This is a genomic window from Paeniglutamicibacter psychrophenolicus (assembly GCF_030812255.1).
Classification (GTDB): Bacteria; Actinomycetota; Actinomycetes; order Actinomycetales; family Micrococcaceae; genus Paeniglutamicibacter; species Paeniglutamicibacter psychrophenolicus_A.
The window spans coordinates 75,039-87,927 of sequence record NZ_JAUSSH010000012.1 but is presented as its reverse complement, the minus strand read 5'-3'; the positions used below and the strand labels follow the sequence as shown (position 1 = coordinate 87,927).

The following is a 12,889-nucleotide window of genomic DNA, read 5'->3' as shown; positions in this document are numbered from 1 at the left end:
GGTAATCTGGTAACCATGACTGCTCTTGTGTTCCTCGATCCCGACTTTCCCGCCGGCCGCGTCGCCGATGCCGCCACCGCCCAGCTCTCGGTCCTGGACCAGGGCGTGACCCGCGGCGACGGGATCTTCGAATCCGCGCTGTACACCGACGGGATCGTGCGCAAGCTCGACGCCCACCTGGCCCGGCTGCGCGTCTCGGCCTCGACCTGCGACCTGCTCGTTCCGCACGAGGAGGCCTGGCGTGCGGCGATCGAGACCGCCGTGGCGGCATTCGATGCCGCCACCCCGGCCGAGGAAGCGGTGGTGAAGCTCGTGGCCACCCGCGGCACCGAGGGCAACGGCCACGGCACCTCCTGGGTCATGGTCTCCCCGGCCCCCGAGCTGGGACGGGTGCAGCGCCAGAGCGGGATCTCGGTGATCTTCCTGGACCGCGGCTACGACTCCAGGGTGGCCGAGCGCGCACCCTGGCTGTTGATGGGCGCCAAGACCCTGTCCTACGCGGTGAACATGGCGGCGCTGCGCCACGCCAACAAGCTGGGCGCCGACGACGTCATCTTCACCTCAAGCGACGGGATCGTCTTGGAGGGCCCCACCTCCACCGTGCTGATCGCGCACCGCGACGGGGACACCAAGCGGCTGATCACCCCGACCCTGGAAACCGGCATCCTGCCGGGAACCACCCAGGGAGCCATCTTTGCCGCCGCCCGCGAGGCCGGGTGGGAGCTGGGCTACGGGCCGCTGACCCCGGAAAACCTGCTGGATTCCGAGGGCGTGTGGCTGGTCTCCAGCGTCCGGCTGCTCACCCCGGTGAACTCCATCGACGGCACCGTGATCGCCCGCGACGGGCAACTGCATGCCGAACTCACCGCCATGGTCGACGCCATCCAATAAGCGGCTCCACGTCAATCCCCCGGCGTCGGGGCGAAGCAACGGATTCGAGGTTCCATCGTGCAAGAACTGTTCCAATTGGTGCCGGCCGCCTACGTGGTGTTCCGCCGCGACTCGCGGGTGCTGCTGCAATTGCGGCAGCACACCGGGTTCATGGACGGGCATTGGGCCTGCGCCGCGGCCGGGCACGTGGAAGCGGGCGAATCGGTGCTCGCCGCGGCGGTGCGCGAGGCCGCCGAGGAAACCGGGGTGCTGCTGGACCCGGCGGACCTGGTCCCGCTGTCGACCCTGCACCGCACCAACGGCGGGGGCTCGCCGCGGGCACAGCGCGTGGATTTCTTCTTCGCCGCCGATGTGTGGCGGGGTGAGGCCCGCATCATGGAGCCGGAAAAGTGCGCCGCCATGGAATGGTTCGACCTTGAAGACTTGCCCGAGCCCATGCCGGAGCACGAACGCTACGTGCTGCAGAACCTTGCCGCCGGGTCCCTGCCGGCCATCGCGTCGCTGGGCTTCGGCGCCTAGCCGGCCGCATGGGGGCCAAGCGGCAAGTGATTCCGGCCCGGGAACAACCCTTGATCGCAAAAACGTTCCTGCCTACCGTTGAGAGGTGAACTACGCCGGCCACACGCACGAAACACAACAACCGCGCGGGCAGCTGCCAGGACGGCCCACCGCCCCCAACGATCGCTCCTCCCCGGGATCCGGCGCACCGGCGGCAGCGCCGGCGAACCGCTCTGCCGCATCGGACGGCGCGTCCAGGCTGGCCGGATCGATGGTCCCGCCCTCCGGATCCCCCGCCGAACGGCAACAGCTTGCGGGCTACGCGGCGAAGCTCGAGGCCGGCTGGTCGGACCGGGCAGCCGCCTTCGCCGTCCCCGGATCCCCGGGCACCAAGGGCCGGATGCACCACCACCTGCGCCGGCCGCCGTTCGCCGGCTGGCTGATGCAGGGCGCAGGGGGCAGCTACGAGGTCCCCGCCGCGCGCACCGTCCCACTGCTGGCCTGCCTGGTGGCGGCCGGATCATGAATACCGCGATCCTGGCACTGCACCGGGTGCGCGTGCCCCTCTTTGCCATCTCCATCGTCGCGATCTTTGGCGGCACGCTGCTGGGCCTGCTGTTGCCCGGGGGCCGGCTGGCCTGGGCCGCGGACCGTCTTCCGCCCGCCGGGTTGGCGGGCATGGTCGCCGGATACCTGCTGGCGTTTTTCGGGGCCCGGCTGCTGGGCCCGCCGCCGGAACCCGTCGTGGTCACCGCTCCGGTGGCCGGGCGTTGGCTGGGCATGAACAGCCCGGTGGACAAGGTGCCCAGCCACGGGGTGCGCGTCTACGGCCAGGCGCACGCCATCGACCTGGTCCACGAACCGCTCGATGCCCCGCGGCCGGCCTTCGGCGACGGCCCGGCGATGCGCCGCAGCGCGGACTACCCGGCCTTCGGGCAGCCGGTGCGCTCGATGGTGGCCGGAACCGTGGTGCGGTCCTCCGACTCCCAGCGCGACCACCGGGCACGGTCCAACAAATGGGCAGTGGCGTACCTGATGGCCGAGGGAGCGTTGCGCGAACTCGGAGGTCCGCGCTTCGTGACCGGAAACCACATCACCATCCAAACTGCGCAGGGGCGCTACGCCCTGCTCGCCCACCTGAAGCAGGGCTCCGCGCTGGTTCGCCGAGGGGACACGGTGGAGGCCGGGCAGGTGGTGGCCGCGTGCGGGAACACCGGCAACAGCTCCGAACCGCATGTGCACGCCCAATTGATGGACGGGCCCTCCACCTGGACCGCGCAGGGGCTGCCGATGGCCTTCGCCAACGTGTCCATCGGCCACGACCCGGTCCCGCGCGACGGCCTGCCGGGCAACGGGGAGCACCTCACGGCATCCTAAAAGCCGTACGGCACCCCCGCCGGGCCCTACGACCAGACCAGGTTCCAGGTGCCCAGGGCCAGCGCGGCCCATGTTGCGCCGGTGCCCAGCAGCAGCCCGGCGGCAACGATCCCCGCATCCCGCCGGCCATAGCTCGAGGCATTCAGCCAGGTCCGTTCGGCGGTCCCGAAGCCCTTGGCTTCCATGGTCACCGCCAGCCGCGAGGCCCGCCGGATGGCCTGGACCAGCAGCCCGAAGACCTGCCCCAGGTTCGCCCGCAACCGGGCGGCGGCCGAGCCGCGGCTGCCCACGCCCCGGGCCCGCCGGGCCATGCCCAGCGTGGTCCATTCCTCGATCAACAGGCCCAGCAGCCGCATGCCCGCCAGCGCGCCGAGCACAAAACGGTGCGGCAGCCGCGCCTTTTGCGCCAGCGCATTGGCCAGGTCGGTCGGGTCGGTGGTGAACAGCACCAGCACCGCCGGGATCGCCACCGCGAAGGCGCGCATCCCGGTGGCCGCACCGGCGGCCAGCGAGCCCTCGGTGATGTCGAAGAGGCCCAGGTCCAGCAGCACCGCCCCGGAGTCGTTGCCCACCAGCGCGGTGCCCCAGGCACCGAAGATCGCGGCGAGCAGCAGCGGCCAGCCGCGCGCCAGGAAGCGCGGTACCGACAGGCTGGCCAGCGGCAGCGCCAGCATCGTCGCGGCCACCACGATCCCGCTGCTGACCCAGTCCATGGAGGCGATCAGCGGGATGGTGGCCAGCGCGACGGCGGCCAGCTTTGCCAGCGGGTTCGCCCGGCCCAGGAAGCTTGTCCCCCCGCGCACGTCGGCCTCGAGCAACCCGGGCCGTGCAGCGGCGGGGGCGGTGCCGTCAGCGGTGGCCGGGGACGCCAGGACGAATTCGTGCGCGCCCAGGGCGCGGGCAAAGTCGGCGTCGTGCGTCACCGCAATGATCGCGGTTCCGCGGGCCAGTTCCTCGCGCAGCAGCAGGGCCAGTTCGCGCCAGGTGTTGGCGTCCTGGCCGAAGGTCGGCTCGTCAAGGATGAGGACCTGCGGGCCCGCGGCCAGCACCGTGGCGACCGAGAGCCGGCGCTTTTCCCCGCCCGAGAGGGTGAAGGGGTTCGCCTCCGCCAGGTGTCCCAGCCGCAGCCGGGACAGCAGCGCTTCGACGCGCGAGGAGATCTCCCGCTCGGTGAACAGCGGTTCCCGGGTTCCCGGCTTGACCGCGTGCCGCGGACCGTAGGCCAGTTCCTCGGCCACGGTGTTGGTGACGAATTGGTGCTCGGGCTCCTGGAAGACCGAGCCGATCCGTCCCACCAATTCGCTGGCGCGCCAGTGGTACGGCCGGGCCTCGGTGCCGGCCGCCAATTCGCCGGTGGCCAGCACCGTGCCGGATCCGACCGGAAGCAGTCCGCCGAGGGTCAGCGCGAAGGTCGACTTGCCCGAGCCGTTGGCCCCGCGCACGCACCAGGCCTCGCCCGCCCCCAGGCGCAGGTCCAGGCCGGAGGCGGCCGGCCTGGCGCCGCGCTTGCGCGTGACGGCAAGGTCCGTGGCCTCCAGCAGCAACGCAGCGGATTCCCCGGGGGCCGGCAGCGGGTCGAATGCCGGGGTGTACCCGGGCACCCACACCCCGGCGGCAATCAATTTCTCGCGGACCGGGCCGGGGGCAAAGAGCTCGCCGGGGGTTCCGTCGTGGGCGATGCCGCCGCCGGGTTCCAGCACGATAACCCGGTCCATGTGCGCCGCCCAGGCCTCGAGCCGGTGTTCGACGATCAGCAGGGTCGCGCCGGTGGAATCCAGTGCGGCCAGCACCGCGTCGCGGACCTCCAGCACCCCGTCCGGGTCCAGGTTTGCCGTGGGCTCGTCCAGCAGCACCAGCCCCGGCCCCATGGCCAGGATCCCGGCCAGGGCCAGGCGCTGCTTTTGCCCGCCCGAGAGCGCGGAGGTCGGGTGGTCCAGCGGGACCTCCAGTCCTACGGCGTCGAGCGCCTCGATGATCCGTCGCCGGATCTGCGCGGGCGGCACCGAAAGGTTCTCCGCGCCAAAGGCCACATCGTCCCCGACCCGGGCCTGGACGACCTGGGTCTCGGGATCCTGCTGCATGAGCCCGACCAGTCCGCGGCCCTGGGCCGCCGGTGCCCCGTCCAGCAGCAGCTCGCCGGAGGAATAGGTTTCGTCGTCTTCGTCCAGGACCCCGGCCAGCGCGTAGAGCAGCGTGGATTTCCCGGCACCCGAGGGCCCGGCCAACAGCACGCGTTCCCCGGCCCGGATCTCCAGGTCCAGGCCCGACAGCGCCGCTTGCTTGCGGTCGGCGTGCCGCCACCCCCAGTTCCGGGCGCTGACGGACACCGCGTCGCAGCGGTGTTGCACCGTGGCCGCGGTGTCGTTTTCGCGGTGCAGCATCGAGGCTGAAGACATGGTGATGCCCGTGCCCATCAGCCGAGGATGGGTTCGGTGGCTGCCTTGCGGCTGGCAAGCGCGCCCAGTGCACCGGTCTTGGCCAGCGCGCGGGTTCCCAGGAAGGAGAGCATCCCGGCAATGACGATGCCCGAGATGGTCATGAACCCGATGTAGGCCATGAGCATGCCGGTGGTGTATTCGGGGAACCAGCGGAAGATGAAGGTGTCGTTGACGCTTCCAAAGAGTCCTGCTCCGGCGCCGGCCAGCAGTGCCACGGGCAGGTTGAAGGTGCGGTAGCGGAACGCGGCGAAGACCACTTCGGCGCCCAGGCCCTGGATCAGGCCCGAGGCCAGGACCGTCAGCCCGAATTCCGAGCCCATGAGCGCGGAGACCATCGCGGCGACCACTTCGCAGAACAGTGCCGCGCCGGGCTTGCGGATGATTAGTGCGCCGAGCACCGCGGGGAAGAGCCACATGCCCGAGACCAGTGCGGCCGAAGGCGGGAAGGCCAGGAACAGCACGTCGAGCAGGTGGTGGCTGCTGTTCCAGGCCCAGAAGATGACGCCCGAGGACACGGCGATGACTGCCGCGATAACGATGTCGACGACGCGCCAGGATGTGGTTGCCGTTTTGTGCCCGGCGGGCTGGTGGGTGATGCCCATGGTGTTGATCCTCCTTGGATTCAAGGAGGGGAGGGAATGCCCGCACACTTCCGCGCGCACCCCTGAGAACTCGACTTCCTTCGCCGGTACTAGCCGGGGCAGGTTCGAGGGTCTGCGGCTATCCGCACTCTCAGCGCCTGGGTGCGGGTTGCCCCGCACGACGCTCCCCTGTCGTGATTGTTTCAGTTCTATGATGCTACCTCAGCTAGGCTGGGCCTAGTACCTTTGCCGCAATATTCGGGAGTCCCCATGAACAGCTTGATGAAACTGATCGGTCCAGCAATTTCCATCGCCGCGGGTTTCCTGGGAGGGAAGATCGTCGACAAGGCCTGGATCGGTTTCACCGGCCAGCAGCCGCCCAAGCACGGCAACAAGGAGGCCCAGGCCGAGGCCTCGATGCGCCAGGCCATCGGGTTCGCCGTGCTGTCGGCCGTCACCGCCGCGTTGATCCAGGTGCTCACCGACCGCGGCACCCAGCGGGCCATCGCGAGGTTCACCAAGAAGGCCTGAGCTTCCGCACTTCCGCACACGGGGGGTCCGGCCGGATGCGTTCGGCCGGGCCCTGCTTTGGCGTGGCCCGTGCCGGTTGGCGGCGCCGGCCCAGGGTCCGGTGGACTAGTCGATGAAGTCGGCGCGGTCCCTGTTGCCGTCCCGGCCGTGCTCGGCCTCTTCGCGCTGCTCCGCGGCCTCGACCACCGCCGCCAATTCGTCCGCGATGAGGGTCTCGCGCTTCAGGTGCCGGGTCCGGTAGCCGGCCCGTCCCACCATGTGCGCCGAGACCGGGGCGGTGAGCAACTGCAGCAGCCAGGCCAGGAGCAGCACCGGAAGCACCGCCCAGGACCGCAGTTCCAGCCCGAGCGCGGCCAGCAGCAGGAACAGCCCCAGCACCTGCGGCTTGGTCGCCGCATGCAGGCGCGAGAGCAGGTCCGGGAAGCGCAGCATGCCGATGCCCGCGGCCAGTGACATCAGGCAGCCGACGATCATGAACGTCCCGGCCACGATGTCGATGACGGTGTCCAGCATCAGGCGTTCCTCCGGTCCGTGACGAAGCGCGAAACCGTCACCGAGCCGACGAACCCGACCAGGCATGCCAGCAGCACGAAGATGAGGTTGTCGGTGTGCTTGTTGATGGTCATGTCCACGCACAGCGCCGCGGAGACGATCAGCAGCAGCACGTCGGTGGCGATGACGCGTTCCAGGATCGAGGGCCCCTTGGCCAGCCTGATCATGGCCAGGGCGCCGGCGATCGAGAGCGTGATCCCGCAGATCCACAGGACGATGTTCATGGTGTTTCTCCGTGTTCCTTGCCCGGGGCCGATTTCTCGGCATTCAACTCGGCCAGTTCTTCCTTGGTGCCCATCATGCGGATCAGCCGTTCCTCGATCATCATCACCGAGGCCCGCGCCTTTTCCACCCCGGCCTCGTCGTTGACGTTGAGCACGTGCAGGTACAGGGTCGAGGTCCGCCGGTCCACCTCCACGACGTAGGAGCCGGGGACCAGCGTCAGCACGTGGCCCACGAAGGTGACCAGCAAGTCCGATCCGGTGCGCAGCGTGACGGTGATGATCGCGCTTGTGGTGCGCGGGCCGCGGAACACCGCCAGGTACAGGACCTCGAAGCTGGCCAGGGTCACGTCCCGCAGGAACGCCCCGGCGAACACCGCGGCACGCCAAACATTGAAGCGCCCCGATAGGATCACCGGCGGCAGCCGGAAGACCCGCACCAGCACCAGCGAGATCAGCAGCCCGAAGACGAGGTTGCCGATGGCGAAGTCCTGCCAGAGCGCACCCCAGACCAGCATCATGCCTGCCAGCAGAGGCAGTTCCTGGCGCAGGGTGGCGCGTTGGCGTGCCCCGGATTCGTCGGTGGCGTCTTTCAGCCGTTGTTCCTTGGTCATTTACCGTACCCCCTGCCCGGTTCCGAGGACCGCCTCGATGTAGTTGTTCGGGTCCAGCAGCTGGCCGGCGACCTGGTCGCTGAATTCAAACAGCGGCCCGGCAAACACCGTCAGCGCCACGCCCACCAGCACCAGGGCCGCGGTCATGGCCAGCATGCCGTTGGGCAGCAGTGCGGTGTTCCCGCGGTCGGAATAGCGGCTGGCCGGCTCGTTGGCCACGATGTCGTAGGTCGCCCCGCGCGCGGCTTCCACGCCCACCAGCAGCAGCGGGTCCGGGTCCGTGGCGTCCTCGGCCTTGCGCCAGAACGCCCTGTTCCACACACGCGCTATCGCCAGCAACGTCAACAGCGAGGTCAACAGGGACACCCCCACCAGCGCCCAGGCCACGGGCGTGCCCAGTTCGGCGCCGCCCTGCACCAGCCCGAGCTTCCCCAGGAAGCCGGAGAAGGGCGGGATGCCGCCCAGGTTCATGGCCGGGACGAAGAAGAGCAGCGCCAGCAACGGCGAAAGCTTGGCCAGCGAGCCGAGCCGCTCGATGTTCGAGGTCCCGGCCCGGCGTTCGATGAGCCCGGCGACCAGGAAGAGCGAGGTCTGCACCACGATGTGGTGGGCCACGTAGTAGATGGTGGCCCCCAGCCCCAGCTGGTTCCCCACGGCCACCCCGAAGATCAGGAATCCGATGTGGCTGGTGAGGGTGAAGGAGAGCATGCGCTTGATGTCGGTCTGCGCCACGGCACCTAGGATGCCCACCAGCATGGTCAGCCCGGCCACGACCATCAAGGGTTCGGAGAGCTGGTTCGCGGGGAAGAGCAGCGTCTCGGTGCGGATGATCGCATAGACCCCGACCTTGGTCAGCAGCCCGGCGAACACCGCGGTGACCGGGGCCGGGGCGGTCGGGTAGGAGTCCGGGAGCCAGAAGGACAGCGGGAAGACCGCGGCCTTGATCCCGAAGGCGACCAGCAGCATCACGTGCAGCACGGTCTGCGTGCCCGGGGAGATCTCCGGCAGCTTCACGGCCAGGTCCGCCATGTTCACGGTGCCGGCGGCCGCATAGATCATGCCGATGGCGATCAGGAAGAGCAGCGAGGAGGCGACCGAGACCACCACGTAGGTGGTGCCCGCTCGGATCCGCGCGGTGGTCCCGCCCAGGGTCAGCAGCACGTAGGAGGCCGTCAGCAGGATCTCGAAGCCCACGTAGAGGTTGAAGAGGTCCCCGGCCAAAAAGGCGTTGGAGACCCCGGCGACCAGGATCAGGTAGGCGGGGTGGAAGATCGAGACGGGCCCGTCCTCGTCCCCGTCGGCCATGCCCTGGCTGGTGGCGTAGAGCAGCACCGCCAGGGAGACGATGGAGGAGACCACCAGCATGAATGCCGAGAACCCGTCCACGACCATGGAGATGCCAAACGGCGGGGCCCAGCCGCCGAGGGTCACCGAGTAGGTCCCCCCGCCCCAGACCGTGGCCAGCATCCAGGCTTCCAGGCAGAGCGTGATCACCAGGACCGCGATGGTCACCAGGCGCTGGGTGCGGCGCTTGCGGCGCAGGATGAAGGCCAGGGCGGCACCGAAGATCGGCAGGGCCACGACCAGCGGGGCAAATGAAACGGCGGTCAGTGGTGCATCGATCATGCGTGCGGCCCCTTCTCCGGGTGGTTCCCTGCGGGCTCGGCGTCCTCGCCCTCGAATTCGGTGGTGTCCTCGGGGACCGGGGAGTCTTCCTCGAAGTCGAAGGTCGACTGCTGCGAGACGCGCAGGTCCTCGTCGTCGTCGGCGACCACGTCGGCCCGGGAGATGACCCAGGAGCGGTAGATGATGCCCAGCATGAACGCTGTCACCGCGAAGGTGATCACGATGGCCGTGAGGATCAGCGCCTGCGGCAGCGGGTCGCTGTATTCCTGTGCATCCAGCGCCGACCGGTACAGCGGCGCCTCGCCGCGGCGCCCTCCGGCGGAGAGGATCAACAGGTTCACCCCGTTGCCCAGCACCACGATGCCCAGCAGCACGCGGGTCAGCGAACGCTCGAGCAAAAGGTAGATGCCCACGGCGAAGAGCACGCCCATCACTATGAGCAAGGTGATATTGGTGCTCATCGTCCAACTCCCGTATCCGCGTCGGAAACCATGTCATGTGTGTCGGTGGGGCTGCGGCCCTCGGAACGGTCGTCGATCTCCGAGCCCAGGGAGCGCAGCACGTCGATGACCAGCCCGACCACCACCAGGTACACCCCGATGTCGAAGAGCGTGGAAGTCACGAACTTCTGCTCCCCGAAGAGCGGCCAGGTGAATTCGATGGCCGCGGAGGTGAACATCTGGGCGCCCAGGAGCAGCGGCGCCGCGGCGGTCAGTGCCGCCAGGCCCAGCCCGGTGCCCATCAGCGTGCCCGGGCTGACCGGGGTGGCCTCGGCCAGTTCCACCCGGCCGCCGGCCAGGTAGCGGATGGTCAGGGCCAGGCCGGCCAGCAGCCCGCCGGCAAAGCCTCCGCCGGGGGTGTTGTGGCCGGCCAGCAGCAAGTACACGGAGGCCAGCAGGATGGTGTGGAAGAGCAGCCGGGTGACCACCTCGAAGGTGATCGAGCGGCGCTCCGGGGCCAGGGTGTGCCCGGCGACCAGCCAGGAATCCTTCTTGGAGATCGCAAAGGTCCTGGCCACTGCCAGTCCGGCGCGGCTGGGACTGGCCCCGCCGATGGCCTCGGAACCGTGGTCGACCGATCCGCGCGGCACGTTCGAGGCGCGCACCCGCTTGTCCCCGCGCCCGCGCACGAAGATCAGCGAGGCCACGCCGGTGGCGGCCGCGGCCAGCACCGTGATTTCCCCGAAGGTGTCCCAGGCGCGCATGTCCACCAGGGTGACGTTGACGATGTTCTTGCCCGCTCCGCCGGTGTAGGCAAGTTCCGGGTAGGCCAGCGAGATCGGATCCGCGACCCGCGAGGCCATCGAGGTGGCGGCGATGTAGATCATGGAGGCGCCGAACCCGATGCCGATCAGCGCCCGGCCCAGCCGGTGCCCGGTGGGGTTCTTGGCCCACAGTTCCACCGGCAGGGCGCGCAGCGCCAGCACGAAGGCGACCAGCACGATGGTTTCGACCAAGAGCTGGGTCACGGCCAGGTCCGGTGCTCCCTGCAGCGCGAAGATCGCGGCCATGCCGTAGCCGCTGACCGAGACCATCAGCACCGCCAGGAAGCGGCGGTTGGCCTGCAGCGCACCGAGGGCGCCGAGGATCATGATGAGCCCGATGACCAGCTGGGCGGGGTGGTCGAAGGCGATGAAGTTTCCCGGTGCCGGGGTGCTGAGCAGGATCGCGGTGCCGGCCGGCAGCAGCAGCGCCACGATGAGGATCACCACGAGGTAGAAGGACAAGGAACCGCGCTGGGTGCGTCCGGTGAGCCAGATGGCCAGGTTGTCCACGCCGGTGACCATGTGCTTGTAGTCTCGTTCGGCATCCAGCAACGCCGGGACCCGGGACTGGAGGTGGAAGGTCCTCTCCCGGGCCAGGAAGAGCGCGGTGCCCGCGATCATGGTCAGGATGCTCAGACCCAGCGCGGGGCTGAACCCGTGCCAGAGGCCCAGGTGGATGGGGTTCTCGGCGGATCCGAACAGGCCCAGGTAGGGGGCGATGGCGCCCTCGAGCACGTGCGGGATCCAGGCGAACACGACCGTGGCGCCGGTGAGGACCAGCAGCGGGGCCAGGAACAGTGCCGGGACGCGCGGGAACACGCTGGGTTCAAGGCCCCGCTTGGAGGCGAAGCCGCCCCACAAGAAGCGTGCGGAGTAGGCGAAGGTCATCATGGCCCCGAGCAGGACGCCCACCAGCAGCACCACACCGGTGGCGCCGTTGCCCTGGGCATGCTCCAGCAGCGCCTCGTAGACCGCTTCCTTGGCGACGAAGCCGTAGAGCGGCGGGAAGCCTGCCATCGAGGCCGCGGCGATGGCGGCAACGGCAAAGAGGACCGGGGAGGAGCGGTAGAGCCCGGACAGCTGGTGCAGGTCGCGGGTTCCGGACTTGTGGTCGATGATTCCCACGACCAGGAAGAGCGTTGCCTTGAAGAACCCGTGGGCCAGCATCATGGCCAGGCCAGCGAGCGCCGCGTTGGGGCTTCCGATGCCCATGACCAGGATCAGGAAGCCCAGCTGGGAGACCGTGCCGTAGGCCAGCAGCAGTTTGAGGTCGTGTTGCTTCAGCGCTCGCCAGCCGCCGATCAGCAGGGTCGCCAGTCCGAGCCAGAGCAGCATGGGTTGCCAGAAGGCGGTTTCGTTGAAGCCCGGGGCCAGTCGTGCCACCAGGTAGATGCCGGCCTTGACCATGGCCGCTGCGTGCAGGTACGCGGAGACCGGGGTGGGGGCCGCCATGGCGCCGGGGAGCCAGAAGTGGAAGGGAACGAGAGCGGACTTGGAGATCGCGCCGATCAACACCAGGGCGATGGCCACGTCGATGTAGGTGCCCAGGGCGGTGAGTTCCGGGGCCATGGCCAGGATCTCGGAGATGCGGTAGGTGCCGGCCGCATTGCCGAGCATGACCAGTCCGGCCAGCATCGTCAGGCCGCCAAAGGTGGTGACCATCAGGGCGGTCAGTGCCGAACGCCGTGCGCTCATCCTGGTGCGGTTGAACCCGATCAGCAGGAAGGACAGGATCGTGGTCAGCTCCCAGAAGATGAAGAGCATGATCATGTCGTCGGCGGTGACCAGGCCGAACATCGAGGCGGCAAAGGCCAGCAGCTGGGCGCCGAAAGCTCCAGTGTGCGGGTCCTCGTTCTTGAAATAGCGCGCACAGTAAAACAGCACCAGGGAACCGACCCCGAGCACCAGCAGGCACAGCACCGCGGCCAGGGCATCCATCCGGAAATCGAGATGGGCGTTCAGCGGGCCGATCCAGCTGTAGAGCTCGGAGGGCGGTGCGTTGGGCTCACCGCTCGCGGCGGCCTGCTCGGCATCCAGGAACGAGGGGAAGCTGGCCACAAGCCAGGCGAAGGCCACGGCGGGAACCGCCGCCAAGACATAGAAGGTTGAACGGCCCAGCAGCCGAAAAATCAATGGTGCAATTGCCGCAACAACAAAAAGCGCAATCAGGACTAGGAGCACACTTATCTCCCATGGTCGGCAGGCCAGTGCCCTGGCAACAAAAACGGTCAAAAGGCAGCTTTTAGGATATCAGCCGGATGGTGTCGAACAGCTCTTTGGCACGGGATTCAGCCGA

Annotated in this window: 13 protein-coding genes and 1 riboswitch; of the genes, 5 read left to right on the top strand and 8 right to left on the bottom strand. The window is 68.9% G+C overall.

Annotated elements, in window-relative coordinates:
* Positions 1–15: 15 nt before the first annotated feature.
* The 4 genes from J2T21_RS15435 (at position 16) to J2T21_RS15420 (ending at position 2,766) form a co-directional block, all read left to right on the top strand.
* Positions 16–891 carry an aminodeoxychorismate lyase gene (locus J2T21_RS15435; protein ID WP_307582458.1) on the top strand — a complete coding sequence of 292 codons (876 nt, stop codon included), beginning with the start codon at positions 16–18 and terminating at the stop codon, positions 889–891.
* Positions 892–948: 57 nt separating this feature from the next.
* On the top strand, positions 949–1,410 hold the full coding sequence (locus tag J2T21_RS15430; protein WP_307582456.1) for an NUDIX domain-containing protein: 462 nt from the start codon (positions 949–951) through the stop codon (positions 1,408–1,410).
* Positions 1,411–1,495: 85 nt separating this feature from the next.
* Complete coding sequence (locus J2T21_RS15425) at positions 1,496–1,915, top strand: hypothetical protein (RefSeq protein ID WP_307582455.1); 420 nt, start codon at positions 1,496–1,498, stop codon at positions 1,913–1,915.
* Positions 1,912–2,766, top strand: a complete 855-nt coding sequence (locus J2T21_RS15420; protein ID WP_307582453.1) for a M23 family metallopeptidase — start codon at positions 1,912–1,914, stop codon at positions 2,764–2,766. Before J2T21_RS15425 ends, J2T21_RS15420 begins: the two co-directional genes overlap by 4 nt.
* A gap of 26 nt (positions 2,767–2,792) precedes the next feature.
* Here the strand turns inward: J2T21_RS15420 and J2T21_RS15415 are convergent, their stop codons facing one another.
* Together J2T21_RS15415 and J2T21_RS15410 are read right to left on the bottom strand one after the other, a co-directional pair.
* A complete protein-coding gene (locus tag J2T21_RS15415) occupies positions 2,793–5,147 on the bottom strand; it encodes an ATP-binding cassette domain-containing protein (protein WP_307582535.1) in 2,355 nt (784 codons plus the stop codon).
* A gap of 32 nt (positions 5,148–5,179) precedes the next feature.
* Positions 5,180–5,806 carry an ECF transporter S component gene (locus tag J2T21_RS15410; protein WP_307582451.1) on the bottom strand — a complete coding sequence of 209 codons (627 nt, stop codon included), beginning with the start codon at positions 5,804–5,806 and terminating at the stop codon, positions 5,180–5,182.
* Positions 5,807–5,864: 58 nt separating this feature from the next.
* Positions 5,865–5,986, bottom strand: a riboswitch (TPP riboswitch).
* A gap of 69 nt (positions 5,987–6,055) precedes the next feature.
* Between J2T21_RS15410 and J2T21_RS15405 the strand changes: the two genes are divergently transcribed.
* Positions 6,056–6,316 carry a DUF4235 domain-containing protein gene (locus tag J2T21_RS15405; RefSeq protein ID WP_071212703.1) on the top strand — a complete coding sequence of 87 codons (261 nt, stop codon included), beginning with the start codon at positions 6,056–6,058 and terminating at the stop codon, positions 6,314–6,316.
* Positions 6,317–6,421: 105 nt separating this feature from the next.
* Here J2T21_RS15405 and mnhG read toward each other — a convergent pair whose 3' ends face one another.
* From mnhG to J2T21_RS15375, 6 genes are read right to left on the bottom strand one after another with little or no spacing between them, the layout of a single operon-like run.
* A complete protein-coding gene (gene mnhG, locus J2T21_RS15400; protein WP_071212702.1) occupies positions 6,422–6,829 on the bottom strand; it encodes a monovalent cation/H(+) antiporter subunit G in 408 nt (135 codons plus the stop codon).
* Positions 6,829–7,092: a monovalent cation/H+ antiporter complex subunit F gene (locus J2T21_RS15395; RefSeq protein ID WP_071212701.1), complete on the bottom strand. Its 264-nt coding sequence runs from the start codon at positions 7,090–7,092 to the stop codon at positions 6,829–6,831. The genes mnhG and J2T21_RS15395 overlap by 1 nt, the downstream gene beginning before the upstream one ends.
* On the bottom strand, positions 7,089–7,703 hold the full coding sequence (locus tag J2T21_RS15390) for a Na+/H+ antiporter subunit E (protein WP_307582448.1): 615 nt from the start codon (positions 7,701–7,703) through the stop codon (positions 7,089–7,091). The genes J2T21_RS15395 and J2T21_RS15390 overlap by 4 nt, the downstream gene beginning before the upstream one ends.
* Positions 7,704–9,329: a Na+/H+ antiporter subunit D gene (locus J2T21_RS15385; protein WP_307582446.1), complete on the bottom strand. Its 1,626-nt coding sequence runs from the start codon at positions 9,327–9,329 to the stop codon at positions 7,704–7,706.
* Positions 9,326–9,790, bottom strand: a complete 465-nt coding sequence (locus tag J2T21_RS15380) for a Na(+)/H(+) antiporter subunit C (RefSeq protein WP_071212698.1) — start codon at positions 9,788–9,790, stop codon at positions 9,326–9,328. The genes J2T21_RS15385 and J2T21_RS15380 overlap by 4 nt, the downstream gene beginning before the upstream one ends.
* Positions 9,787–12,774 (bottom strand): Na+/H+ antiporter subunit A, encoded by a 2,988-nt coding sequence (locus tag J2T21_RS15375; protein ID WP_071212697.1) that lies wholly within the window; start codon positions 12,772–12,774, stop codon positions 9,787–9,789. The genes J2T21_RS15380 and J2T21_RS15375 overlap by 4 nt, the downstream gene beginning before the upstream one ends.
* Between the last annotated feature and the right edge of the window lie 115 nt (positions 12,775–12,889).

Bases quoted from the DNA above. Each gene is read 5' to 3' on its own strand.
- J2T21_RS15435 (WP_307582458.1), top strand. From the start codon at position 16: ATGACTGCTCTTGTGTTCCTCGATCCCGACTTTCCCGCCGGCCGCGTC.
- J2T21_RS15420 (WP_307582453.1), top strand. From the start codon at position 1,912: ATGAATACCGCGATCCTGGCACTGCACCGGGTGCGCGTGCCCCTCTTT.
- J2T21_RS15415 (WP_307582535.1), bottom strand. From the start codon at position 5,147: ATGCTGCACCGCGAAAACGACACCGCGGCCACGGTGCAACACCGCTGC.
- J2T21_RS15410 (WP_307582451.1), bottom strand. From the start codon at position 5,806: ATGGGCATCACCCACCAGCCCGCCGGGCACAAAACGGCAACCACATCC.
- J2T21_RS15405 (WP_071212703.1), top strand. From the start codon at position 6,056: ATGAACAGCTTGATGAAACTGATCGGTCCAGCAATTTCCATCGCCGCG.
- mnhG (WP_071212702.1), bottom strand. From the start codon at position 6,829: ATGCTGGACACCGTCATCGACATCGTGGCCGGGACGTTCATGATCGTC.
- J2T21_RS15395 (WP_071212701.1), bottom strand. From the start codon at position 7,092: ATGAACATCGTCCTGTGGATCTGCGGGATCACGCTCTCGATCGCCGGC.
- J2T21_RS15390 (WP_307582448.1), bottom strand. From the start codon at position 7,703: ATGACCAAGGAACAACGGCTGAAAGACGCCACCGACGAATCCGGGGCA.
- J2T21_RS15385 (WP_307582446.1), bottom strand. From the start codon at position 9,329: ATGATCGATGCACCACTGACCGCCGTTTCATTTGCCCCGCTGGTCGTG.
- J2T21_RS15380 (WP_071212698.1), bottom strand. From the start codon at position 9,790: ATGAGCACCAATATCACCTTGCTCATAGTGATGGGCGTGCTCTTCGCC.